A 26,828-nucleotide genomic window follows, 5' to 3' on the forward strand; every position below is an offset into this window, starting at 1 on the left:
TCTATGAATACTCCGTTACTTGTAACAACAGCCAAGTAGCTAGGCCAATGGCAATACAATCTCAATACATAAACCGCCAAGATTAGAAGGCCTTGCGGTAATTGTCCCTTTATGGGCTTCTACAATATTTCGGCAAATCGTGAGTCCAAGGCCTGCGCCATTACTACGGCGCACCCGAGAGCTATCTTGTCGATGAAGCGCCTCAAATAGTAGCTCGCAATCGTCTGTCGCTACTGAAGGTTTAGTATCATTAATTAATATCAGCACCTTGGTATTTTGCTGAATTAAATCGACATCAATACTACCTGGAGAGTCTGTATAAGCGACTGAATTTAATAAAACATTAGAAATTAGTTGCTGAATTCTCATTTTATCAGCATTGATTAATACCGGCTCAATATGGTTAAAACGGTAGCCTAACCCTTTAGCAGAAATTTTATTGCCTAATGAGGCTATTGTTTCTGAAATGCACTCAGTGAGATCCATCGGTTGGATATTGTATTTAAGTCCACCGACATCAGATAAAGACAGCTGATACAAATCATCGACTAGATGTTTGATGCGCATGACTTCTTGCTCTAGTGACTCAAGTTGTTGTTGATCAAATTGACGAATTCCCGCTTTGATGGCGTCAATTTCACCACACAAAATACTTAAGGGGGTTCGAAGCTCATGTGATATATCGGCAAACCATCTATTTTTTGCAGTACGGTTTTTATCTAAAATCATCGCTAAATGGTCAATGTCATTCATCAATTGACCTAATTCATCTTGACGTTGCTGAGTAAAACGTTCGCTATAATTGCCCTTTGAAAGAAAGGAAATACCTTTAACCACCTCTTTCACAGGTACTAATAAAAATCGAGCTAACAGCCATGAAATAATACTTGCCAATAACAAGCAGCCCAAACCTATCCAGAGTGTGGTCCAAAGCTGTTGTTGCGAAAAAATAGCTGCAGATTCACTATTAACCTTAACGATTGGTGAGCTATATAACTTAGCAATAAGCTCTCCTTTATAGGTAACAGGAACATAAGTTGCCTTATTACGGTCATCGATAGCCACGCCGGCAAGTAACTTATTCTCTAAGTTGTAAATTGCTGTAGGAGGTCCAAAGCGCACCTGAGGCTTCACCTCTCTATCCCTTCTTTTGCTGTCGGGTCTTTTATGAGGCGGCGGTTGGCGGTGTTCTGGCTCAAAGCCTTTAGCGGGTTTTCGATGTTCAGATAAGTGTGGCGGTCTTCGATCTGGGTGTGGTATACCTTGCCTATTCGACAATGAATCATTTCGCCCCAAATGCCTTGGAGCCGGCCCTGGTGAATGTAGTCTGAGTAATTGCTTATATTGGTCTGAGCTAATGTTACTCCAATTAAAAGCTGACTGCTGATACAAATCAGCCACTGCAGTTGATAAACGAGCTAAACGTTCTTGTTCTAGGGTATTAATATAATTTAGAAAGCCTTGATCAAAGCTCCACCTTGCTAACGATAACGTCGCAAGTAACACTATGCTAGTTAAGCCCACAAAGGCTAAAAATAATTTCTTTGATATTTTCATAAACTAAGTATATCGACCTACAAGGCTGCAAACTAGCAACAACAATGACTTGGCTGTAATCTCCATGAAATCTGCACAATTACTGCATATTTAATTGCTAACCTAATGATGAATCAAACAAAGGCTTTAATAAAAAGTCATATCGTTATCACTAGGATGGATTAAAAATGAAAAGAATAGCCTCTTTACTTGCCCTTATTCCTTTACTGACATTGATGTCAGCCAATATCATCGCACAAGAAAAAAACCGTCAAATGCGTAAACCACCACAAGAAGCTTATGCAATCTGTGAAAATAAAAACGCTGAAGATCAAGTTAGCTTCACGACGCCAAAAGGCGATGAAATCGAAGCCACCTGTATTTTAATCGATGAAGAACTCGTTGCTGTACCTAATAACCACACACCGCCAGAACATAAACAAAAACGTGGTCAATAAATAGGAGCCTGATATGCAAGTCTTAATGAGCAATAACATCTCGGCACAACAAAGTCAGCTAAACACGCAATCAAGCAGCAAGCCTGAAAGACCACAAGGTCCACCGCCACCTGGGAGCACTCCACCAGGACTTGAAAAAGCAGTATCGACCTTAACTGAAGAACAACAAGCTGATATTTCATCAATGTTAAGTGCATTAACCCCAGAGCAGCATGAGTCTTTGAAATTAGCGTTAGATGAGCTAAAACCTATGGCTGAAACCTTATCAAAAGATGATATGGGAGACGTATTTCTAACAACGGTAACTGAAATAGCAAACACTTCAACCGAAAATGATATCAGCAACACAATAGATATATACGCATAAATCAGTTTAAAAGTGGACTTTTCTATTACAGTAAAGTCCTTAAATAATCGCCTATAAACAAAATTTAAGGACTTTTATTTACTGTTTGTTAAGAGAGGCGTGAGTGTTGATGCTAATTGCGGACGACTAAAATAATAACCTTGTGCTTGATCGCAGCCATTTTCCAATAAAAAAGCCGCTTGCTCTTTAGTTTCTACCCCTTCAGCAATGATGTCGAGATTAAGTGCATGACCTAACACAATAATAGCTTTGGCTATTGCGGTATTATGACTATCAAATGGAATATCGCAGACAAAAGACTGATCGATTTTAAGCACATTAATAGGTAACTTTTTAAGGTAACTTAACGATGAATAACCGGTTCCAAAATCATCAACAGATAATTGAATTCCCATGTCCCCCAAGCGTTTTAAATCACTGATCACTTTTTCAGGTTCATACATCATGCAGCTTTCAGTCATCTCTAACTCAAGACAACTAGCAGGCATTCCAGTTTCTTGCAAAATCATTGCGACATTGTCGATAAAATTACTGCGCTGAAATTGTATACTGGCAACGTTAACCGCAATCCGACCAAAATGATAGCCATTATCAAGCCATTGCTTGCCTTGAAGACAAGCCATTCGAAGTACTACTAAACCAATTTCGTGAATTAAACCGGTTTTTTCAGCAATAGGAATAAACTCAGCTGGTGAAATAAAACCATACTCCCGATGCTCCCATCGGATCAACGCCTCTAGTCCCACCAATTGACCACTACTCAACGATAATTTAGGTTGATAAACTAAATGAAAATGCTGCTCTTGAATGGCTTCGTGTAAAGCATTTTGGATTTTCAAATGCGCTACTGAGTTCATTGTCATAGCTGAATCGTAAAAGGTCACTGTATTACGACCACTTTGTTTTGCTATATGTAATGCTGTATCGGCATTTTGTAATAAGTTTTCGCTATTTACAGAATCATGGGGGAAAACTGAAACGCCCATACTCACGGTAATTCGAATTAAAGAACTATCATCAAATCTAAATGGCTGCTCTATTAGAGACTTAATATGATTTACACGGGATGCCACCATATCGCCCTGAGTAATATCATTTAAAACAAGCACAAACTCGTCACTGCTTAGGCGGCCAACATTACAATAATCATGACTGATATTAGATAGTCTGCGGCCGACTTCAACTAATAGTTTATCACCCACCTCGTGACCTAAACTGTCGTTAATATGTTTGAAAAAATCAATATCGAACATGATAACAGCAAGTTGAGATTGTTTAGTTGCCGCATGCTCAACTTGAACTTGTAAATTAGACCGTAATAAAATTCGATTAGGTAATTGGGTTAAGTTGTCGTAATAAGCTAAATTCTCGAGCTTTTGTTCGTTAATTTTCTGCTTTGATATATCTGAAAATACAGCTACGAAAAAATTAATAGTATCATCTTGGCCATAAACCGCATTAATGGTAGCTGCTTGGAGGAATATGTCACCATTTTTTCTTTTATTCCAAATTTCGCCATGCCACTTACCTTTTACGAGCAAGGTATTCCACATTTTGGCAAAAAACTCAGTATCATGTTTGCCGGAATTTAAAATACGCGGGTTTTGACCTATAACCTCTTCACGTTCAAAACCGGTAATATTGGAAAATGCACTATTAACTTCAGTTATATTGCCATCTCTGTCGGTAACTAATACACCATCAATCGTGTTCTCAACCACACTTTCGGCCAGTAACAATTGTTTTTCATTTTGTCTATGCCGACCAATATTTCGGGTAATACCGATAACGCCTTGGATAGTATTTGTATTATCGATTAATGGCGCTTTAACCGTTTCTAACCAGTGACGGTTATTGTTTGGATCTGTGCCTTCACACTCAGACACTACAATCGGTTTTCTTGCCAAAATCGCACTGTTATCGGTCTCGATAAAAAGCTTTGTTGTTTCAACATCAAATAGATCATGGTCCATTTTACCGACTATTTGACCCGTCTTTTTATTCCAAGCTTTTTCTATACTCTGATTACAAACAATATACTTACCGTCAAGATCCTTTACCCAAATATGTTCACTAAAAGCATCAATGAAATTCTGTAAGTTAATGGATTGATATTGTTGCTGTTGGGAGTGAAGCTTAGATAAAGAGTGTTCCAGGCTATCAACAGTGAGATTAATTAAAGCTAAGTTAAAATCTTTAGATAACAATTTAGAATAAATCGCACAAAAGCAGCCCAGTTGTTTACCGTAATCATCAACAAGAGGTTGCAGATGGATACTATATTGTTTTTGTTTATGGGTTATTGATATGACTTGATTAGTGGCTAATTCCGATAAAGGAATATTATTGATGACTGGAGTGGTAATTTGCTGTAATTCGCGTAAATCTATATCGATGATTTCTTCATTACATGCCACATAACGCATCATCTGCTGAGCATCTAACAAAAAGGCACACACATCAGTACTCAGTGCTTTTGCCGTTATATCTAAGGTTTTTTGCCAATAAGCTTTGATATTTTGAGTTGTATGCATTGCTAAAAAGAACCTACTTATTGGACTTTACACTTATATATACATTTGATTATATAGCCACACAGAAAGTTAATAAATCAGTAAACCGCGGATCTGCTAGCTAGATCATTTAACTGATAAAAAACCACTTAAATATTTGTATGATTTTATAAGATACTGATATTGGCATGCTGTTTTAAGGGAGGGTTACAGTTGAGGGTACTGTTCTTTACTTAAAACAGTGCAAACGGTTGAAATAGGCTTTATAAACTGATCGAGATACTGTAACTACTATTGGCTTACGATGATAAAACTTCATAGAAACATAATTTCAATAATATAGTTCTACTCAGCGGCAGATATTTAATTGAATTCGACAACGAAAAAGTCATATTCTAAAGGCACAGACAACTCAGCTAACATTCTTTTTCTTTATCAATATAAAGCTGAAAATAATTAAATTACAAAACGAAAAAAACCTCTACATTGCTGTAAAAGCTTTCGTTTTTGTGTCGGCGGAGCGGACTTACTCTTATCAAGAGACGACCCCTCGCCGCCATCGTGACAGGCCGTTGATCTCTAATCAAGCGTCTAAGCAACTGAATTACCGCTGCTTTAGCAAACTACTTTTGCATGTCACTATTATTCATTATTTAAATAACAGATACGAAAAAGCCCTGCTATTGCTAGCAGGGCTTATCGTAATGTTGGCGGAGCGGACTTACTCTTATCAAGAGACGAACCCTCGCCCCCGGCGTGACAGGCCGTTGATCTCTAATCAAGCGTCTAAGCAACTGAATTACCGCTGCTTTAGCAAACTATTTTAGCAAACTACTTTAGCAGGTCACTATTATTCATTCTTTAAATAACTGATACGAAAAAGCCCTGCTATTGCTAGCAGGGCTTATCGTAATGTTGGCGGAGCGGACTTACTCTTATCAAGAGACGAACCCTCGCCCCCGGCGTGACAGGCCGTTGATCTCTAATCAAGCGTCTAAGCAACTGAATTACCGCTGCTTTAGCAAACTACTTTAGCAGGTCACTATTATTCATTCTTTAAATAACTGATACGAAAAAGCCCTGCTATTGCTAGCAGGGCTTATCGTAATGTTGGCGGAGCGGACTTACTCTTATCAAGAGACGAACCCTCGCCCACGGCGTGACAGGCCGTTGATCTCTAATCAAGCGTCTAAGCAACTGAATTACCGCTGCTTTAGCAAACTACTTTTGCATGTCACTATTATTCATTCTTTAAATAACAGATACGAAAAAGCCCTGCTATTGCTAGCAGGGCTTATCGTAATGTTGGCGGAGCGGACTTACTCTTATCAAGAGACGAACCCTCGCCCCCGGCGTGACAGGCCGTTGATCTCTAATCAAGCGTCTAAGCAACTGAATTACCGCTGCTTTAGCAAACTACTTTAGCAGGTCACTATTATTCATTCTTTAAATAACAGATACGAAAAAGCCCTGCTATTGCTAGCAGGGCTTATCGTAATGTTGGCGGAGCGGACTTACTCTTATCAAGAGACGAACCCTCGCCCACGGCGTGACAGGCCGTTGATCTCTAATCAAGCGTCTAAGCAACTGAATTACCGCTGCTTTAGCAAACTACTTTTGCATGTCACTATTATTCATTCTTTAAATAACAGATACGAAAAAGCCCTGCTATTGCTAGCAGGGCTTATCGTAATGTTGGCGGAGCGGACGGGACTCGAACCCGCGACCCCCGGCGTGACAGGCCGGTATTCTAACCAACTGAACTACCGCTCCTTTAGTAAATTGCTTACGCAGTATACTAAATTCTTTTAAAGTCGCTAACGTGTCAAAGTTAGTAGACTTGCTCTTTCGAGCTTCTCTTACGAGAAATTAGGCGCTTGGCGATGACCTACTTTCACATGGGGAGACCCCACACTATCATCGGCGCGATTGCGTTTCACTACTGAGTTCGGGATGGGATCAGGTGGTACCACAATGCTATTGTCACCAAGCAAATTCTTGCTTTATCTACCGCAAATGCAGTAAATAATAATTCGGAAAGCTGTTTGAGTTTCTTACTTTATCAAGTGCTTAAATTCTATCACTAAGTCTTTGTAATAAATCTAGTTACCATCAACTCAGATAAAACTCATCTGGGTTGTATGGTTAAGCCTCACGAGTCATTAGTACAGGTTAGCTCAACGCCTCACAACGCTTACACACCCTGCCTATCAACGTCCTAGTCTCGAACGGCTCTTTAGAGGAATTAAATTCCTAGGGATGACTCATCTTAGGACTCGCTTCCCGCTTAGATGCTTTCAGCGGTTATCGATTCCGAACGTAGCTACCGGGCAATGCTATTGGCATAACAACCCGAACACCAGCGGTTCGTCCACTCCGGTCCTCTCGTACTAGGAGCAGCTTCCTTCAATCATCCAACGCCCACGGCAGATAGGGACCGAACTGTCTCACGACGTTCTGAACCCAGCTCGCGTACCACTTTAAATGGCGAACAGCCATACCCTTGGGACCGACTTCAGCCCCAGGATGTGATGAGCCGACATCGAGGTGCCAAACACCGCCGTCGATATGAACTCTTGGGCGGTATCAGCCTGTTATCCCCGGAGTACCTTTTATCCGTTGAGCGATGGCCCTTCCATACAGAACCACCGGATCACTATGACCTACTTTCGTACCTGCTCGACGTGTATGTCTCGCAGTTAAGCTGGCTTATGCCATTGCACTAACCGTACGATGTCCGACCGTACTTAGCCAACCTTCGTGCTCCTCCGTTACTCTTTGGGAGGAGACCGCCCCAGTCAAACTACCCACCAGGCACTGTCCCGAACCCCGATAAGGGGCCGCGGTTAGAACATCAAAACTACAAGGGTGGTATTTCAAGATTGACTCCACTCCATCTAGCGACGAAGCTTCAAAGTCTCCCACCTATCCTACACATGTAGGTTCAATGTTCAGTGCCAAGCTATAGTAAAGGTTCACGGGGTCTTTCCGTCTAGCCGCGGGTATACGGCATCTTCACCGCAATTTCAACTTCACTGAGTCTCGGCTGGAGACAGCGTGGCCATCATTACGCCATTCGTGCAGGTCGGAACTTACCCGACAAGGAATTTCGCTACCTTAGGACCGTTATAGTTACGGCCGCCGTTTACTTGGGCTTCGATCATGAGCTTCTCCGAAGATAACCCAATCAATTAACCTTCAAGCACCGGGCAGGCGTCATACCGTATACGTCATCTTGCGATTTTGCACAGTACTGTGTTTTTGATAAACAGTTGCAGCCACCTGGTATCTGCGACTGCCGTCAGCTTAGGGAGCAAGTCCCATCACCAACAGCAGCGTACCTTCTCCCGAAGTTACGGTACCATTTTGCCTAGTTCCTTCAGCCGAGTTCTCTCAAGCGCCTTGGTATTCTCTACCCGACCACCTGTGTCGGTTTGGGGTACGATTCCTACTAACCTGAAGCTTAGAAGATTTTCCTGGAAGCATGGCATCAACTACTTCATCACCTTAGTGACTCGTCATCAGCTCTCAGCCTAATGTAAACCCGGATTTGCCTAAGTTTACAGCCTACAACCTTAAACGCGGACTACCAACGCCGCGCTAGCCTAGCCTTCTCCGTCTCTCCATCGCAGTTAGCAGAAGTACGGGAATATTGACCCGTTTCCCATCGACTACGCCTTTCGGCCTCGCCTTAGGGGTCGACTCACCCTGCCCCGATTAACGTTGGACAGGAACCCTTGGTCTTTCGGCGAGGGAGTTTTTCACTCCCTTTATCGTTACTCATGTCAGCATTCGCACTTCTGATACGTCCAGTGTGGGTTACCCCTTCACCTTCAACCGCTTACAGAACGCTCCTCTACCGCTTGCTCATAAGAGCAAACCCATAGCTTCGGTGTATTGCTTAGCCCCGTTAAATCTTCCGCGCAGGCCGACTCGACTAGTGAGCTATTACGCTTTCTTTAAATGATGGCTGCTTCTAAGCCAACATCCTAGCTGTCTAAGCCTTCCCACATCGTTTCCCACTTAGCAATAACTTTGGGACCTTAGCTGATGGTCTGGGTTGTTTCCCTTTTGACGACGGACGTTAGCACCCGCCGTCTGTCTCCCGAGTAGTACTCACTGGTATTCGGAGTTTGCAAAGGGTTGGTAAGTCGGGATGACCCCCTAGCCTTAACAGTGCTCTACCCCCAGTGGTATTCGCTCGAGGCGCTACCTAAATAGCTTTCGAGGAGAACCAGATATCTCCGAGTTTGATTGGCCTTTCACCCCCAGCCACAAGTCATCCGCTAATTTTTCAACATTAGTCGGTTCGGTCCTCCAGTTGATGTTACTCAACCTTCAACCTGCCCATGGCTAGATCACTCGGTTTCGGGTCTACGCCTTGCAACTAAACGCGCAGTTAACACTCGGTTTCCCTACGGCTCCGCTATTCGCTTAACCTCGCTACAAAACGTAAGTCGCTGACCCATTATACAAAAGGTACGCAGTCACGGTCTCAAGAACCGCTCCCACTGCTTGTACGTACACGGTTTCAGGTTCTATTTCACTCCCCTCACAGGGGTTCTTTTCGCCTTTCCCTCACGGTACTGGTTCACTATCGGTCAGTCAGGAGTATTTAGCCTTGGAGGATGGTCCCCCCATATTCAAACAGGATGTCACGTGTCCCGCCTTACTCGTTTTCATCTATGGTTAGTTTTCATGTACGGGACTATCACCCTGTACCGTTGAGCTTTCCAACTCATTCCACTAACACCCCATAGACTTAAGGGCTAATCCCCGTTCGCTCGCCGCTACTAGGGGAATCTCGGTTGATTTCTTTTCCTCTGGGTACTTAGATGTTTCAGTTCCCCAGGTTCGCCTCATAACGCTATGTATTCACGTTATGATGACCACTTATGTGGCCGGGTTTCCCCATTCGGACATCGTTAGCTCAAATGCTTGTTACTAGCTCGCCAACGCTTTTCGCAAGTTACTACGTCCTTCATCGCCTCTGACTGCCAAGGCATCCACCGTATACGCTTAGTCACTTAACCATACAACCCAAATGAGTTTCACAAGGAAACTTAATCGTTGTTAGAGCGGGTAGCCCTAACAGCTGTATCGTAACTAGCTGGTTTATTACATAATTTGCATCTCTTGCGAGTACACAAATTCGCCTTAGTTTTTAGAATATTCAAGACACTTAATAAAGTGTTTTGAGAACTCAATGTATTATCAGAAAAGGATTAATTTCCCAATAATACGATTTGTAATTAATACAACGACAGACATCATCGTATTAAATACTATCAGCTTTCCAAATTGTTAAAGAACGGGCTAAAAAAAGCCAAAGATAATGGTTAGATTATCTTTGGCATCTCTTAATTGCATATGTCGACTCAACTTATTGAGAAGATGTAAATGGTGGAGCTATGCGGGATCGAACCGCAGACCTCCTGCGTGCAAGGCAGGCGCTCTCCCAGCTGAGCTATAGCCCCATTTACATGCAGTAAAACAAAATACGTTAATACAAAATCTTCGCTTAGGAGAAATGAAGATTTTGGTGGGTCAGAGTGGACTTGAACCACCGACCTCACCCTTATCAGGGGTGCGCTCTAACCAGCTGAGCTACAGACCCATTCTTTTTGGTCTTTTAATCGTTACTCAGCGTTGCTTTTGTCGTTCAATCGTCGTGTAGTGTACTACACGTCCTCATTCACTCCTCAAGCGCCTTGATTAACAATCAAAAAACTCAAAAATACCTTTCGATATCTTTCTCTTTCTTTCTATCAAGTAATCTGTGTGAACACTCAACAAACATTAAGTTAGTCGTATAGGTAAGGAGGTGATCCAGCCCCAGGTTCCCCTAGGGCTACCTTGTTACGACTTCACCCCAGTCATGAACCACACCGTGGTAAACGTCCTCCCGAAGGTTAGACTATCTACTTCTGGTGCAGCCCACTCCCATGGTGTGACGGGCGGTGTGTACAAGGCCCGGGAACGTATTCACCGTAGCATTCTGATCTACGATTACTAGCGATTCCGACTTCATGGAGTCGAGTTGCAGACTCCAATCCGGACTACGACGTACTTTGTGAGATTAGCTAGACCTTGCGGCTTTGCAACCCTCTGTATACGCCATTGTAGCACGTGTGTAGCCCTACTCGTAAGGGCCATGATGACTTGACGTCGTCCCCACCTTCCTCCGGTTTATCACCGGCAGTCTCCCTAGAGTTCCCGCCATTACGCGCTGGCAAATAAGGATAGGGGTTGCGCTCGTTGCGGGACTTAACCCAACATTTCACAACACGAGCTGACGACAGCCATGCAGCACCTGTCTCAGAGTTCCCGAAGGCACTAAGCTATCTCTAGCGAATTCTCTGGATGTCAAGAGTAGGTAAGGTTCTTCGCGTTGCATCGAATTAAACCACATGCTCCACCGCTTGTGCGGGCCCCCGTCAATTCATTTGAGTTTTAACCTTGCGGCCGTACTCCCCAGGCGGTCTACTTAATGCGTTAGCTTGGGAGCCCAGTGCTCAAGGCACCAAACTCCGAGTAGACATCGTTTACGGCGTGGACTACCAGGGTATCTAATCCTGTTTGCTCCCCACGCTTTCGTACATGAGCGTCAGTCTTTGTCCAGGGGGCCGCCTTCGCCACCGGTATTCCTTCAGATCTCTACGCATTTCACCGCTACACCTGAAATTCTACCCCCCTCTACAAGACTCTAGTTCACCAGTTCCAAATGCAATTCCCAGGTTGAGCCCGGGGATTTCACATCTGGCTTAATGAACCGCCTGCGTACGCTTTACGCCCAGTAATTCCGATTAACGCTTGGACCCCTCGTATTACCGCGGCTGCTGGCACGAAGTTAGCCGGTCCTTCTTCTGTAGGTAACGTCACAGCTAACGGTTATTAACCGTTAACCTTTCCTCCCTACTGAAAGTGCTTTACAACCCGAAGGCCTTCTTCACACACGCGGCATGGCTGCATCAGGCTTTCGCCCATTGTGCAATATTCCCCACTGCTGCCTCCCGTAGGAGTCTGGGCCGTGTCTCAGTCCCAGTGTGGCTGATCATCCTCTCAGAACAGCTAGGGATCGTCGCCTTGGTGAGCCATTACCTCACCAACTAGCTAATCCCACCTAGGTTCATCCAATCGCGAAAGGCCCGAAGGTCCCCTCCTTTCCCCCGTAGGGCGTATGCGGTATTAGCAGTCGTTTCCAACTGTTATCCCCCTCGACTGGGCAGATCCCTAGGCATTACTCACCCGTCCGCCGCTCGTCAGCAAATTAGCAAGCTAATTCCTGTTACCGCTCGACTTGCATGTGTTAGGCCTGCCGCCAGCGTTCAATCTGAGCCATGATCAAACTCTTCAATTAAAGTTTTGTTGAAACAACCACTCTTATAAATAAAAGCTTCGTTTCGGCTCAATGAATTCTGATTTCGATTTAAAGACTCGGAAGAATCTCTAAAACGTTTGTTACATATTGCTATGAACACTCATCGTTACATTGAGTAATAATTTTGATTGCTTCACTCTTTACGAGAAAGAATGAGCAATTTCGATTAACTCAACGCCTGTGAGTGTCCACACAGATTACTTGATAAATTGTTAAAGAGCGGACTCGGTAACTAGCGTTTAGACGCCTTGTTCCGTGTCAGTGGTGCGCATTATAGGGAAACTAAAATTTCATGCAAGGGCTTTTACAAATTAATTGACAAACATTGATTCAAGTGCTTTTTAATTGAGCGTATTGCGCTAAAATAAAACAAGTTGGCTATTTTATCGCTGTTTATTTGGTTTTAATCACTAGTTACAGGCTCTGCTCTATATATGCTGCTACGTCTGCAATACGTCAACTAGCGCTGTAACTTCATTAATACCAGTTTAATGCTTACGGCTAGAACTCGACGATGAGCATGTAATCTCAATGACATTTCAACTTGATGAAGGGTTAATCCATTTCTTTAGCGCTTACGGCTAGAACTCGACGATGAATGTGTAAACTCAATATCAATTCAACTTGATGCAGGGTTAATCCATTATTTTAGCGCTTACGGCTAAAACTTGAAGATGAGTATGTAATCTCAATGACATTTCAACTTGATGCAGGGTTAAACCATTACTTTAGCGCTTACGGCTAGAGCTCGACGATGAATGTGTAATCCCAATATCAATTCAACTTGATGCAGGGTTAATCCATTATTTTAGCGCTTACGGCTAAAACTTGAAGATGAGTATGTCATCTCAATGACATTTCAACTTGATGCTGGTTAATAGTTACTAGCTCCACCTCATTATCAGTAAAGTTTCAATTCAGTCACTTTATATCTATCTAGCCACAGCTTTAATTAATCTTAGATGCTAAAGCAATTTTCAAATTTTTATGAGCTCGTTCAAAATAGGTCGGTGAAGTATCTATTGCTTGCTTAAATAAACTTATCGCTTGTTCGTACTTGCCTTCTAACATCAAAAAGTAGCCAAGATCATTTAATGCATCCGCTGTTGTCATGGTTTGTTCAAAACTAGCCAGTGCCCTTCTATAATTTCCTTGGCGGATATAAACCAAACCTAAATTCGACCATGCTCGGGTAAAACTCGGATCAGCTCTTAGTGCTTGCTTGAGATATGACTCTGCATTATCAAAGTCTCCCACAAGATAAAATGAATAACCTAAATTGGTAGCGATAATTGCTGATTGAGGTTGGAATGCTAGTATGAGTCTAAAATATGTTCTTGCTGCTTCATTGTTGTTTTCCAGATCTTCCAAAATAGCCAGTGCGTTATATACTCTTAAAGGTGATAGCTCATCTAAAGAAGTATAATCTGCTCCAGCAGCCTTACTCTTAATTGCCGATAATCGCTGTTGATCAAGAAAGATGGTTTTCTTAAGATGCTTTCTTGCCAATACATATTGCCGTCTATCTATTTCAAGAATTCCTAACTCTGCATTTGCTAACCTATGATCAGGGTTTATTGTCAGCGCTTCGTTATAGGCTTTTAATGCTATGTCTTTATTGCCTTTAGCAACGTGTATTCGAGCAATTTGATAAAATGTGTCAGCGTTTTGCTGATTGAAGTCTAATGCTTGTATATAGGCGTATAATGCTTTATCTAAATCGCCAGAGCGTTCTGCATCTTGAGCTTGATTAAGAGCCTCAATTTCTGATTGAGGTGATCCCCCGACTGCAATCTGAGATTTCCCTTGATACAAATCTTGACGCTGCGGTATTTTTGTCAGTTCAAGATCCTCATCAACTGATGCACAACCACAAAGACTAAAACTAAGTATTGCCAGCGTGAAAAGCATTTTTAGGTCACGTTTCATCATTGACATATACCTCGCCTTTTGCTGAATCCAGTAAAATTAATATATAGAATATTCATATTAAAAGGCTTGCCCCCATACTTTCATTACTTTAAGTACAGCAGGACCTACTGCGACAATAAAAAAGGACGGCCAGATACAAAACATCATTGGGAAAATCATTTTTACTGCCATCTTTGCAGCTTGTTCTTCTGCCTGTTGTAGTCTTTTGTCTCGATATTCTTCTGAAAAACCCCTTAATGTCGCTGCAATCCCTGTTCCTAAACGCATACTTTGGGATATTGCAGAGTTAAGCCCTTTAATGTCTTCTAAGCCCGTTCGCTCGGTAAATTCACTTAAAGCAACCCTAATAGTGAGACCTGCTCTAACTTTATTACACACTAACTCTAATTCGCTGGATAAATTAGGGTGGCTTAATGAAAGTTCGCGAGCTACACGTTGCAATGCTGCTAATAGCCCTAAACCCGCTTCACAACACACCACCAGCAAATCAAGTGCATCAGGAAAGCCGACACGTAAAGATCGCATTCTTTTATTCGCTAAGTAGGTTAAAACTAAAGAAGGCGCCAAAAAAAATCCCCCCATAATCAAACACACTAGATAAATACTGATCAATGTCGATAAATCCGGAAATATTTTTAAAACCACGATAGAAAGTACTGCACCTATTAGCAACAGTAGTAAACGTATCGCACTAAAGATGGCCAATGCGCTATCGGAATGTAGCCCCGCATGAATTAACAACCGCCTTGTTTCATTATTTGATAAATTCAAAAATGGCACTTTGCCTAATTGGCCAATTCCATGCTCCAGGGTTTTATTTACCTCGTTATTTTCAACAGCCGAGCTTTGAGTATTAACGCCAGAAATTTGTTGTAAGCGTTTACGCACAGGCGAGTATACCCCGCTTACTAACAACGAAATTGATAGAGCAAATGTAATACCGACTATCGCAGCAACAATGTATATCGCCCACTCAACATGTTGGGGATTGTCGAATGTCTGATTAATGAGTCCAAGTAAATAGTCCATATCACATATCAATCCTAATCAATTTACTGATCCAAAGGCCACCTAACGTCATCCCAATTGCGCCCCACATTAACAATGTCTTGCCATCTTCGGTGCCAGTCAGCTCTCCCACATAGTCAGGTGTTTGTAAATAGATAACAGCGAACAATACAAATGGTAATAAGATTAAAATCCACGCAGATAAACGTCCCTCAGCCGACAACGTTCTTACTCGACGCCTGAACATAAAACGTTTACGAATAACCTGTGCCAAGTTATCAATGTTTTCAGCTAGATTACCGCCGGTTTCTTTCTGCACCATCACCGCACTTGAAAATGCCATCGCGGACACACTTGGTACCCGCTCAATAAATCCAAGAATAGCCCTTTTGGTATCTTTACTGTAATTGATGTTGGCAAACATCAAGCTAAACTCTTTGGCTAATGGACCTTCCATTTCCTCTGTAACCAGTTTTATGGCATCAGAAAACGAGTAACCCGCTTGTAAAGCGCGCCTTAATACATCAAGCGCATCAGGAAAACTTGCCTCTATCGCATCCATTCTTTTTGCAATATCACGATTTAATTTAAAATAAAACAACAAGAACACGATAAACATTGCAAAAAATACCATCAGTGGTACACGAAAATACCACCAACTTACTATCCCCACTAATGTGGCAACAAATAAAGCTAAAAATAAAAATTGATGCCCTAAAAGTCGATAATCAGCCAACTCGAGACGGTAACTTAAGTCTTCAATAAAACCGATGCTTTCTAAAGCTCGACCAATCTTACCAACTTTGCTTAATCGGTTTTTTCTCAGTAAAGAAGTCTCAAGTACACCATCACCAGACTCTTGGGATAGTTGCTGTAATCGCTTACGTACTTGGGCTGTATTTGCCCGCTGCGGACTATAGACAGGTAAAAATAACGCCTGAGAAAGGAAAATTACGGCAATAAAAATTAAAACTAGGAAAATAATTTCATTGGAAGGCATAAAAGACTCCTAAAAATTAGCGAATGGGTCACCGCAATTAAATAGCTTAAATGGCAGATCAATACCATGCTGCTTTAATTTAGAATGGAAGTTGGGCACTACACCTGTGGCATTAAAATGACCAATAATTTGACCTTGTTCATCAACGCCTTCACGTGAAAAGCGAAATATCTCTGACATGGTTATGATGTCGCCTTCCATACCATTGATTTCTTGGATACTTATCACCCTTCTGCGGCCATCTTCTTGCCTTTCAAGCTGTACAACCAAGTCAATTGCCGATGCTATTTGTGTCCTGATATTACTCACAGGCATATCAAATCCGGCCATACAAACCATATACTCCAACCTGCCGAGGGCATCTCGTGGGCTGTTGGCATGCAATGTTGTTAGTGAACCTTCGTGACCGGTATTCATTGCGGTCAGCATATCCAATGCTTCTCCACCACGCACCTCACCAATGACAATTCTGTCAGGGCGCATTCGAAGGCAATTTTTTACCAAGTCACGTTGGGTGATTTCGCCACGACCTTCGATATTTTGTGGTCGAGTTTCTAAACGGACAGTATGCTCTTGCTGGAGTTGAAGTTCTGCAGAATCTTCAATGGTGACAATGCGTTCATTAGCTGGAATATAGCCCGAAAGCATATTCAGTAGCGTGGTTTTACCACTACCAGTACCACAAGCTCAATCAAAAATGCAGCATCAAACTAAACATGATGTTCAAGGGCTACACCAAAACAAAAATGAAGCGCTAAATTAAAATGACTCGGAATTAAACATAAGAGATAAGCCATGCCTAAAACCGTAACAAGCAATGCTAAGCTTAGCGTCCCATCAATCTCTTTGATGCGCACGTATTTTAGAACGCTTGCGGTGTTAATTTTTCTAATTGTGATTGCATTTAACTATAAACAGTTAATACAAGACCACTCCCCCTTCTCTATTGCCAATGCGATGACACAAATCAAAACTCAGCACTTGTTAAGTAATGGCTTACTGTACGATCTTAGTTTCTTCGCAGCTATGGTCATATTGCTACATGCCTGTTGGGCTGCAGTTATTACCCTTTCATGTCGGCCTTGGTTTCAGTATTGCAACAATGACAATATTAAGACACAGATCTGGATTGTGATCCTACTACTCCATTGTATTTTTGTGGTTGCGGCAAACTCATATTTATACCCCACCTCTTTGTTGGGGATATTCCGTGGCACAATATTCGTAGAACCTTGGGTAGTCTGGGGGCTGTTTTTCTTACTTCTAAGTAATTTTATCTTTGCCCTTTTCAGCAGTATGCCACTTCATAAAACCGTTGTTTTAATTGGCCTATTAATTGTTAGCATTGGATCTGTTAATTTTGTTAGTAACAACACGCTTTCAAGCAGTAGCAAACCGGTAAATGAGTTACCGAATATTTTTGTTATCGGTATTGACGGGCTACGCCCTGACCACCTTGCACACAGAGGAGCTGATAATTCAATAGCACCAAAGCTCAATCAGCTATTAGCAAAATCATTAATCTACGATAAAGCTTATACACCACAAGCACGCACATATGTGGCATGGATGGGGATATTATCGGGACAATACCCTGTCAATAATGGAGCAAGGTTTAACTTAGCCCCCCCTGAGCTAGTCAATAAAGATTTGCCGCTCCTAAACTCACTTTCAAGTAAAGGGTATCAAACAACCTATGCAATGGATGAGCGCCGCTTTAATCAAATAGATGAGCATTATGGCTTTGATCGTGTTATTGGTCCCAAAGTTGGGGCTGCTGATGCCATAATAGCCAGCGTAGCAGATATCCCCCTGATAAATCTTGCCATCAACACCCCCATCTCAGGCTATATGTTTCCCTATTTATATATTAATCGCGCTTATGGCAAAGCCTATGATCCTATGCGGTTTAATCAAGAAGTGCTCAATGCGTTATCTGTCGATACGCCCAATTTCTTAGCGGTGCATTTTTGTCAGCTACATTGGCCGTTCACTTCAAAAGACTTTATTGAATTGGATAAATCACGCTGGGACGGTAACTACAATCATTATATGCATCGAGAATTGATTAAAACAGTAGATATACAGATAGCCAATTTTATGAGCGGCTTACGCCAACGTGGCATGTTAGAGAATGCCATAGTGTATCTACTATCAGACCACGGAGAAGGATTTTTATTAGCTCAAGACAAGTTAACTGCCGCAGTAGATATACAAGATGACAATAACAAGCCTAGCGATAAAATAGAAAAACTCAATGTAGCCGCATGGGGCCATGGGACCAATATCTTGTCTCAGGAGCAATCACAAGTATTGCTTGCAAGTTTGCGATATCGCCATAGCGAACCGATTAACCACACAGGTAAGGTGCCAGGGTTATTCTCTCTTATTGATATAGCACCAACTATCGTGGCTAGTTTAAAATCAGATTCGACAAATAATGATTGGCAATTTGACGGTATAGCGCTTCCACAGATGCAGACAGATTTAGATGATACGCGATTTGTTTTTGTTGAGTCTTCACTGCCTGTTCGCGCTATCAATACCAGCTTCATCGATGATAATAAAGTCATGTCAGAAACCGCTTCACAATATGAAGTAAGAGACTATGGCCGAGCGGTAATGAAACCCGAGTTTTATAAAAAAAATATCGCTTTGAAGCAGCGCTCTGTATATGAAAATCAGTGGCAACTCGCCATGTTGCCTAAGGTTGAACGGCTCATTTTAGTCAATACTGACACTATGCAGTGGCACAACCTAGCCAACTATCAAGGCAATGCCCCGTGGCAAAAAATGTTAACCGCACTCTGCGAACATTACCAAGCTGATTTGGTTAACATGCCAAAAACGCCATGTCAGAATTCATTGGATTTATACTCTCAGTTAGAGAATTAATGATGAGTTTGCAAGGCAGTGGGATTAAAGTAATTTAGTTAAAGCGTAAACAGACTTAACGCGCTTTATTAATTACCTAAACCGTTAGGTCTATGGCAAAGTTCCAATGAGAAAACAACAAGGCTAGCATGGGCAATCTAGCCTGTTAGTTGCATTTTATAAGTATTTATTTGCTTATTATAAAATTTGCTCTAAATAAGCTGGCACGTCTGCAATACTATTTACTACCGCAGTGGCTTCACTTACCCCAGCTTCATCAACAACTTTACCGGTTTTAACTAAAATCGATGTTAGGATGCCTGCCGCTTTTGCAGCGCGAATATCATCGGCTTTATCACCCACCATGATAGATTGACTCATATCAATTTTTAAAAATTCTGCAGCACTATTAAGCATACCGGGTTTAGGTTTGCGGCAATCACAATCTTGTTTGTAATCCCCGATGCCTTTAACTGGATGATGTGGACAATAGTAGATACCATCTAAATCGACACCTTTATCTGCAAAGTTCCAATCCATCCATTCTGTTAAATGGTGAAAATCATCTTCACTATACATACCGCGAGCAATACCAGATTGGTTTGTCACCACCACGACCATGTAGCCCATTTTTTTAAATGCTAAGCATGCTTCAAACACACCTTCAATGTATTCAAAGTCATCAACCAAGTGCACATAGCCTTTATCGATATTGATAACGCCGTCACGGTCTAAAAAAATGGCTTTATTCACGGTACTACTCCTAAAATTTCAATTACAGTGATTATCCCACTACTTAGTTAAATATGCACATGTATTATAAAAGGAAGATTTTTTACATCGATACTTTATAATAACGCCAGTAAAGGTTACCCTTCCGTAGATATTTTGTGACAATTATAAGAAGTAATGAGTCAAATAACGCCAATAATTCATAAAACTCGCACCCAAGCTGTAGTAGAAGTTTTGAGAGAACAATTACTTTCTGGCTATATCAAAGCGGGTGAACCGCTTAGACAGTCAGCAATTGCTGCACAACTTAATGTCAGTCGTATTCCTGTTCGTGAGGCTTTAGTACAGTTAGAGGCTGAAGGGTTAGTCAAGTTTGAAGCCCATAAAGGTGCCACTGCGACAATGCTTTCTGTTGAGCAGGTCACAGAATTATTTGAGCTACGCGCTATGATAGAGAGTGATTTGCTTGCAAAAGCAATTCCTAATCTACAAGATGATGATTTTGAGCGGGCTGACAAGGTGCTAGCCAAACTCGAGTCAGCTTTTAAGCAAGAGGACTCAGTTGCAACTTGGAGCGAACTCAATATCCAGTTCCATACGTGCTTATATGAAGCCGCTAATCGACCTCATACTCTCGAAGTTGTCCATGGTTTAAATAATAACTGTGATCGCTATATCCGTTTACAGCTACTTTTAACCGGTGGAATACCAACGGCGGAACGAGAGCATCGCGAACTCTTCGAATTGTGCAAACGCAAAGATATCGGCAAAGCGACCAAATTATTACAACAACATATTTTACATGCAGCAGAAGCCATTAAGGCACTTGTGGTCCAGCATTTAAAGTAGGTTTAGTGGGGAGTAACAGTCCCTCTATTAAATGAAGACATTTTATTACCAGATTATTTTTTAATTTTTATTTGAGAGATCACCACATGCAGTATGCTCATATTACCGGCTGGGGAAAATGTGTCCCACCAGCAACTCTGACCAATGACGATTTAGCCACATTTATGGAAACGTCAGACGAGTGGATTAAAACTCGTACCGGGATCAGCGAAAGACGTATTAGCCACGTCAATACCTCAGAACTTGCAACCGTTGCAGCGCAAAATGCGTTATCAGCGGCAGGTATTGATGGCAGTGAGATTGACTTAATCATCTTAGCAACAGCAAGCCCTGACACTTTAATTCCAAACATTGCTTCAACGGTGCAAGCCAATATTGGTGCAACTTGCGGCGCGTTTGATATCAACGCGGCCTGTAGTGGCTTCTTATACGGTCTTGGTCTTGGTAGTTCAATGATCAAAAGTGGTCAAAATAAAAAAGTGTTGGTTATTGGTGCAGAGCGTTTGTCTTTTTACCTTGATTGGTCTCGCCGTGAAACGGCCGTATTATTTGGTGATGGCGCCGGCGCGGTGGTATTAGAAGTAAGCGACCAACCAGGCGGTGTTTTAGGTTACGAGTTAAATAATGACCCTGCTGCGCGTGATATTTTAGCCTCTGGTTTTGGTACCAAAATGGATCGCTTTGATTCATCTTCTTTAGACTTCTTCATTCATCTAAATGGCCAAGAAGTGTTTAAACGCGCGATTCATGGCATGGGCGGTCTAAGCACTAAAGTGCTTGAAAAGTGCAATATCAATAAAGAAGACGTTGATTTTGTTATTCCTCATCAAGCCAATGAACGTATTATTGATACCTTAATCGGCCGCATGAAAATTCCAAAAGAAAAAGCCTTTGTTAATATTGCAAAATATGGCAATACCTCGGCAGCCACTATCCCTATTGCGATTTGTGATGCTCTTGAACAAGGTAAGTTGAAAGCAGGTCAAACTGTTTTATCATGTGCCTTTGGCGCGGGTTTAACCTCAGCGGCTGCATTAGTTAAATGGGGTGAGCGTACTACACCGATTAACCCACCTACAGCCGAGCTTCCACCTTGTGAAGTCACTGCCTTAGAGCTTATCAAGCCAGCTGTTGATTTCTTCATGAACAAATCAAAGTAAACTCAGCTTGCTAAACCATTAAACCAGCCTTGTGCTGGTTTTTTTATATCTATTTACTGGATTTAAACTGATTTGATTAAATTCAGGCTACTGCCTTTATATACTAATAAATTGCGCCGCCTTCATGGTTTTACTGTCGCCAATAGAGGCTATTTGTGCCACAAACAATTCGGCGCACGCTAGTGCATCTGTGAGGGCATCATGGCCATAATAAGTCGGCAGACCGTATCGTTTTCGACAAGCATCCAGTCGTAAACTACCTTCTTGCAGCACATCATGTTGGCGTAAAAGTCGTTGTTTTTCTATCGCTAAGGTATCAATAAAAGGCAATTTAATGCTTCTTTTATAGACTTTTTCTAAATGGCTTTGGATAAAACTAATGTCCATTGGTGCATGATGAGCTAATAAAATTGAGCCTTGAGTTTGTGCAAGCAACCAGGCCATGGCTTGTGTTAGTGATAACGCTTCTGTTAAATGATTATCGATAATCCCGTGCACAGCTGCGCTCTGTCCTACACTTCCATCGATTGTCACCATCACTTGCAGGGCTTTTGATAACGGAATGGCGCCATGCTCAATCGGCACGATACCAATACTGATTATTTGGTCGTTATGAGGATCTAACCCGGTCATTTCTAGATCTATTGCCATAATCGGTAGATCCGCAATCGTAGCACTAAGGCATGGCTTAACGCTCGACTGGTAAGCCGCAAGCTCGTCTTTTTGACCGAGAAGTTCTAACTGTAAGCGCGTTTTAAGCCATAACTCATTCACTAAGTTGTTTACTCCACACTATTAACATCACAAGCTAAATTAACATCACAGGCCAACCCACATAGAAATACCATTAATAACTTCGCATAAACTTCATTCTTAAGCCAGATTGCGCATCATGAACCACTTTAAAAGCATCCCTGAGTTGATGTCGCAATAACGATGACATTTGCTGCGGTTTTAAGTAATTGGTGACTTCTTGTTGTTGTGTATGCTGCTGACCTTGATTTGATAACCGCATATGCGCAATAAACTCTAAGGCATCCGCTAGATTAAGGGCATCTTTACGGTTAATGATATTGGCTTCCATCAATGCTCGGATCCGCTTAGGCGTATTCACTTCAGTAATACCTGCACTTAAAGCATACACTCTGGCGATATCGTTGATTAACGCTACGCCTTTATGTTTCAAATCCATACCTTTTACTTCACTGCCGTCACGCTCTAACACAAACTTTCTAAAAAAGCCTAGCGGCGGCGTTTCAACCAGTGAGTTACCCGCCATTCCAGCAAGAAAAATATCATTATCTTTGGTGTTGCTTAAGACGTGCTGTTGTAACTGATCAAATAAATTCTGCGGCCCATAAACGGAGCGCATATCAAAAAAGATACTGGCATGCATTAAGGCTTTAGGTTCGGGTGATAGCACCCATTTTTCAAAGTGTTGTTGCCATTGGGACAGTGACAAACGCCATTTGGGGTTTTGCGCCATAATATCCCCGGGACAATATATATAGCCGCATTGATCCAGCCCTTTACAAACCGCATGGGTTAAGGCGTCAAAATAGCCTTTTGCATGCTCATCAGGCTCATGGGCCAGCAAAATACCGTTATCTTGATCTGAACAGGCCGCTTGATCTTGCCTGCCTTGTGAGCCAAACGCTAACCAGCAAAAGGCCATTGGCGCTTCACCTAAAATTTGCTGATTTAAAATAATTAATCGCCGGGTTAATGCATCAGTAACCGAGGTTAATACCCTGCCCACTTCTTCTGCTCGGGCATCTGCACTGATTAGATTTTGTAGTAATACCGGAATTTGTTTACTGACATTGATCAGGCTATCGATATTGGTTTGCCGCTCGATTTCGCCGATTAATAACAAGGGCTGTGAACTCTGGCCGCGTAAAATATCAGTACTGGTTAATATCCCCACCACATTTTCTTGTTCCATAATGGGTAAGTGATGAATGCCATGTTCACTCATCAACAGCATTGCTTCAAATACTAAGGCGTTAGCTTCAAGTTTGGTGGGATTGGGAGTCATCGCTTGATGAACCGGCAAATTGCCATCAAAGCCTTCAGCAAGCACTCGATTACGTAAATCTCGATCGGTAAGAATACCAATCAATTGCTGATTATCCATCACTAGCACTGATGACACTCTGGCTAAACGCATTTTTTTCGCCGCTTCACTGACACTGGCATTACAATTTATAATTAGAGGATCGGCAGACATTAAACTATTGATACGATTGGTTGTGGTTAAGTCTTTTGCTTTAAATCTAGCTTGATGACGCATTCTTCTGGCAAAGGCACGATTAAAAAAGCGATCGAAGCTGCGGCTTTCACTACGTAAAAAATCAAAGGTTTCGGGATCTAAGTGATACACCAAACTGTCTTCTAAAATCTGCACTTGGTTACTGACTTTTTCACCAGATAGCAAAGACGGAAAACCAAAGTAGTCTCCTTCGCCCAACCTATCTAATAACTCACCTTGATTGTCTCTTACTTCAAATGCGCCAGAGCGAACAATATAAAGTTGTGGATGACTGGCATCTAAGGGCACTACAGCCGATGCTTTACTGTAATAACCAATGGTGATTTGCTTGCAGCAGCGCGTTAAATTTGTCTCTGAAAGACTATCAAATGGCACTAACTCTTTAATAAATTGAACAATGGGTTGCAGTTCACTGGCATCTTTCATCGCGGGCCTCTTACTTACTGCCAAATCATTTTCTGTCTTATTAATTTAATATACGTAAATTATATTGAGGCTGATATTCGACCAATGGCCATAAGTGGCAATATTTAACTCACTAATATTAAACACTTGCTAACAGCATTTGTTCATAAAGAATTGAACACTGTCACCAATAAAAAAAGCGCCGAAGCGCTTTTTTATCCGAGAGTTAAATACTCACATTTTAAAATTCATATTGTATGAATCTTAATGGTCGTGCGCTTCACCTGAGCCTTTCGGGAATCGAATTGACTCAACCATAGCAACCACGTCAGCAGGTACCGCTGCAGTGACTTTGCTAACAGCAAATGCAACACCAAAGTTAATCATCATACCTAGCATACCAATACCTTCAGGCGAAATACCTAGGAACCAGTTTTCACTGCTATTGGCACTTGGGTTAACAAACTTAAAGTACACGATATAGCTTGCAGTAAATAGTAAACCTAAAACCATCCCTGAAATCGCACCTTCTTTGTTAACGGTTCTTGAAAAGATCCCCATAACAATGGCAGGAAACAATGACGAGGCAGCTAGACCAAATGCAATCGCAACAACCGCGGCCACAAAGCCTGGTGGGTTAATACCAAAGTAACCCGCCATGACAATACCTAGCGCCGCGGCAATTCGCGCAAATAAAAGCTCTTTCTTATCTGAGATATCTGGCATGAAGTTTTTCTTCAATAAATCATGGGATACCGAGGTAGAAATAACTAATAATAAACCCGCAGATGTAGACAGTGCCGCCGCAAGACCACCAGCAGCGACCAATGCTATGACCCATGCTGGCAGAGATGCAATTTCAGGCGTTGCTAATACCATGATATCGCGGTCAATTTTCATTTCATTGGTATCGCCTTTAGCATAATAGATATTGCCATCAGCATTTTTATCATCCCAAGTAATTAAGCCAGTTTTTTCCCAGTTTTTAATCCATTCAGGCGCTGTTTCATAAGCAACACCGGTTTTTTCTGGGCCATTAATGGTTTCAATCATATTTACACGAGAGAAAGCTGCCAATGCTGGAATTGTGGTATACATAATAGCAATAAATACTAATGCCCAACCTGCTGATACACGCGCATCTTTTACTCTAGGCACTGTAAAGAAACGCACGATGACATGGGGTAAACCAGCGGTACCAAACATCAAGGCACCAGTAATAAAGAACACATCAATCATGCTCTTTGAGCCTTCAGTATATTGAGAGAAGCCAAGTTCTGCCGACAAGCCATCAAGCTTATCTAACAGGTAAACTCCTGTTCCATTACCTGCTGCATCAACAAGTTCTGCACCAAAGCCAATTTGCGGTAACACATGACCTGTCATCATTACCGAGATGAAAATGGCTGGTACCATAAAGGCAAAAATAAGCACACAATACTGCGCAACCTGAGTGTAAGTAATCCCTTTCATACCGCCTAAAACAGCATAAAAGAACACCACTGCCATACCGATATAAACCCCAGTTTCAACTTCGACTTCTAAGAAACGGGAGAATACCACCCCAACACCACGCATTTGACCGGCGATGTAGGTGAAACAGATGAAAATCGCACACACGACTGCCACAGTTCGCGCAGCTTGTGAGTAATAGCGATCACCAATAAAGTCTGGCACAGTAAATTTACCGAACTTACGTAAGTATGGAGCCATGCAAAGCGCTAGCAGAACATAACCACCGGTCCAGCCCATTAAATAGACAGAACCATCATAACCAGTAAATGAAACAATACCGGCAAGTGATATAAATGATGCCGCGGACATCCAATCCGCCGCTGTTGCCATACCGTTCATAACTGGCGGCACGCCGCCACCAGCGACATAAAACTCTTTAGTTGAGCCAGCACGAGACCATATTGCGATACCGATGTACAGGGCAAACGTCAAGCCCACGATAATATAAGTTAAAGTTTGAACATCCATGATTTATTCCTCAGTCTTCGTGTACGTTATATTTTTTATCTAAAGCATTCGCTTTCGCTACATACACAAAAATCAGTGCAACAAACACATACATGGCACCTTGTTGTGCAAACCAGAATCCCAATTTAAAGCCCATGAAGTGGACTTCATTAAGAACATCGACCAGTAATATACCGCAGCCAAATGATACTGCAGCCCAAATTGCCAGCAACCCCAATACTAAGCGTAAATTCTCACGCCAGTACCCACTTGCTGTATCTTGATTTTCGAAACTCATAGTGACTCCCCAGTGCTAATTATTTTTTAAGTCGATAGTTAATCTAACAACTCAAAATGTGACCACAATCACGACCTTAGT

At 42.0% G+C, this 26,828-nt stretch carries 15 protein-coding genes, 3 tRNA genes, 3 rRNA genes and 1 pseudogene; 5 read left to right on the forward strand and 17 right to left on the reverse strand.

Going from position 1 to position 26,828, the window contains the following annotated elements; genetic code table 11:
* Positions 1–39 precede the first annotated feature (39 nt).
* On the reverse strand, positions 40–1,557 hold the full coding sequence (locus BCU57_RS09190) for an ATP-binding protein (RefSeq protein ID WP_102436805.1): 1,518 nt from the start codon (positions 1,555–1,557) through the stop codon (positions 40–42).
* 167 nt (positions 1,558–1,724) lie between these two features.
* On the opposite strand from BCU57_RS09190, the gene BCU57_RS09195 reads away from it, so the two are divergent.
* Complete coding sequence (locus BCU57_RS09195) at positions 1,725–1,994, forward strand: hypothetical protein (RefSeq protein WP_102436803.1); 270 nt, start codon at positions 1,725–1,727, stop codon at positions 1,992–1,994.
* A 13-nt stretch (positions 1,995–2,007) separates the two neighbouring features.
* A complete protein-coding gene (locus tag BCU57_RS09200) occupies positions 2,008–2,361 on the forward strand; it encodes a hypothetical protein (RefSeq protein WP_102436801.1) in 354 nt (117 codons plus the stop codon).
* 74 nt (positions 2,362–2,435) lie between these two features.
* Here BCU57_RS09200 and BCU57_RS09205 read toward each other — a convergent pair whose 3' ends face one another.
* The 11 genes and pseudogenes from BCU57_RS09205 to BCU57_RS09255 form a co-directional block, all read right to left on the reverse strand.
* Positions 2,436–4,895, reverse strand: coding sequence for an EAL domain-containing protein (locus tag BCU57_RS09205; RefSeq protein WP_102436799.1), 2,460 nt, complete (start codon positions 4,893–4,895; stop codon positions 2,436–2,438).
* 1,675 nt (positions 4,896–6,570) lie between these two features.
* A tRNA-Asp gene (locus BCU57_RS09210) sits at positions 6,571–6,647 on the reverse strand.
* Positions 6,648–6,749: 102 nt separating this feature from the next.
* Positions 6,750–6,865 (reverse strand): 5S ribosomal RNA (rrf, locus tag BCU57_RS09215).
* 150 nt (positions 6,866–7,015) lie between these two features.
* A 23S ribosomal RNA gene (locus BCU57_RS09220) occupies positions 7,016–9,907 on the reverse strand.
* Between the two features lie 368 nt (positions 9,908–10,275).
* A tRNA-Ala gene (locus BCU57_RS09225) sits at positions 10,276–10,351 on the reverse strand.
* 63 nt (positions 10,352–10,414) lie between these two features.
* Positions 10,415–10,491: transfer RNA gene (locus tag BCU57_RS09230), tRNA-Ile, on the reverse strand.
* Positions 10,492–10,691: 200 nt separating this feature from the next.
* Positions 10,692–12,234: ribosomal RNA gene (locus BCU57_RS09235) — 16S ribosomal RNA — on the reverse strand.
* The 16S, 23S and 5S rRNA genes sit together here with 3 tRNA genes alongside, the layout of an rRNA operon.
* Before the next feature lie 969 nt (positions 12,235–13,203).
* Positions 13,204–14,187, reverse strand: coding sequence for a tetratricopeptide repeat protein (locus BCU57_RS09240; protein WP_102435784.1), 984 nt, complete (start codon positions 14,185–14,187; stop codon positions 13,204–13,206).
* 57 nt (positions 14,188–14,244) lie between these two features.
* Positions 14,245–15,216, reverse strand: coding sequence for a type II secretion system F family protein (locus tag BCU57_RS09245; protein WP_102435756.1), 972 nt, complete (start codon positions 15,214–15,216; stop codon positions 14,245–14,247).
* 1 nt (position 15,217) lies between these two features.
* Positions 15,218–16,195, reverse strand: a complete 978-nt coding sequence (locus BCU57_RS09250; protein ID WP_102435758.1) for a type II secretion system F family protein — start codon at positions 16,193–16,195, stop codon at positions 15,218–15,220.
* A 9-nt stretch (positions 16,196–16,204) separates the two neighbouring features.
* A pseudogene (locus tag BCU57_RS09255) lies at positions 16,205–16,876 on the reverse strand (CpaF family protein); the annotation flags it as partial.
* 114 nt (positions 16,877–16,990) lie between these two features.
* Between BCU57_RS09255 and BCU57_RS09260 the strand changes: the two are divergent.
* Positions 16,991–19,090, forward strand: coding sequence for a sulfatase-like hydrolase/transferase (locus tag BCU57_RS09260; RefSeq protein ID WP_102435760.1), 2,100 nt, complete (start codon positions 16,991–16,993; stop codon positions 19,088–19,090).
* A gap of 177 nt (positions 19,091–19,267) precedes the next feature.
* On the opposite strand, the gene gmhB is transcribed toward BCU57_RS09260, so the two are convergent.
* On the reverse strand, positions 19,268–19,822 hold the full coding sequence (gene gmhB / locus BCU57_RS09265; protein WP_102435762.1) for a D-glycero-beta-D-manno-heptose 1,7-bisphosphate 7-phosphatase: 555 nt from the start codon (positions 19,820–19,822) through the stop codon (positions 19,268–19,270).
* A gap of 156 nt (positions 19,823–19,978) precedes the next feature.
* Here gmhB and BCU57_RS09270 point away from each other — a divergent pair, with 156 nt between their 5' ends.
* Positions 19,979–20,650, forward strand: coding sequence for a GntR family transcriptional regulator (locus tag BCU57_RS09270; protein ID WP_102435764.1), 672 nt, complete (start codon positions 19,979–19,981; stop codon positions 20,648–20,650).
* A gap of 86 nt (positions 20,651–20,736) precedes the next feature.
* Complete coding sequence (locus BCU57_RS09275; protein WP_102435766.1) at positions 20,737–21,810, forward strand: ketoacyl-ACP synthase III; 1,074 nt, start codon at positions 20,737–20,739, stop codon at positions 21,808–21,810.
* Between the two features lie 96 nt (positions 21,811–21,906).
* On the opposite strand, the gene BCU57_RS09280 is transcribed toward BCU57_RS09275, so the two are convergent.
* From BCU57_RS09280 to BCU57_RS09295, 4 genes are all read right to left on the reverse strand, one after another.
* A complete protein-coding gene (locus tag BCU57_RS09280; RefSeq protein ID WP_241900982.1) occupies positions 21,907–22,584 on the reverse strand; it encodes an exonuclease domain-containing protein in 678 nt (225 codons plus the stop codon).
* Positions 22,585–22,657: 73 nt separating this feature from the next.
* Positions 22,658–24,508, reverse strand: coding sequence for a DUF294 nucleotidyltransferase-like domain-containing protein (locus tag BCU57_RS09285; protein ID WP_102435768.1), 1,851 nt, complete (start codon positions 24,506–24,508; stop codon positions 22,658–22,660).
* A gap of 243 nt (positions 24,509–24,751) precedes the next feature.
* Complete coding sequence (locus tag BCU57_RS09290) at positions 24,752–26,470, reverse strand: sodium:solute symporter family protein (protein WP_102435770.1); 1,719 nt, start codon at positions 26,468–26,470, stop codon at positions 24,752–24,754.
* A 10-nt stretch (positions 26,471–26,480) separates the two neighbouring features.
* The gene (locus BCU57_RS09295; protein WP_076542242.1) at positions 26,481–26,747 is read right to left on the reverse strand and encodes a DUF4212 domain-containing protein; all 267 of its coding nucleotides are present in this window, start codon (positions 26,745–26,747) and stop codon (positions 26,481–26,483) included.
* Positions 26,748–26,828 lie beyond the last annotated feature (81 nt).

Source organism: Shewanella sp. 10N.286.48.B5 (genome assembly GCF_002874355.2).
GTDB lineage: Bacteria > Pseudomonadota > Gammaproteobacteria > Enterobacterales > Shewanellaceae > Shewanella.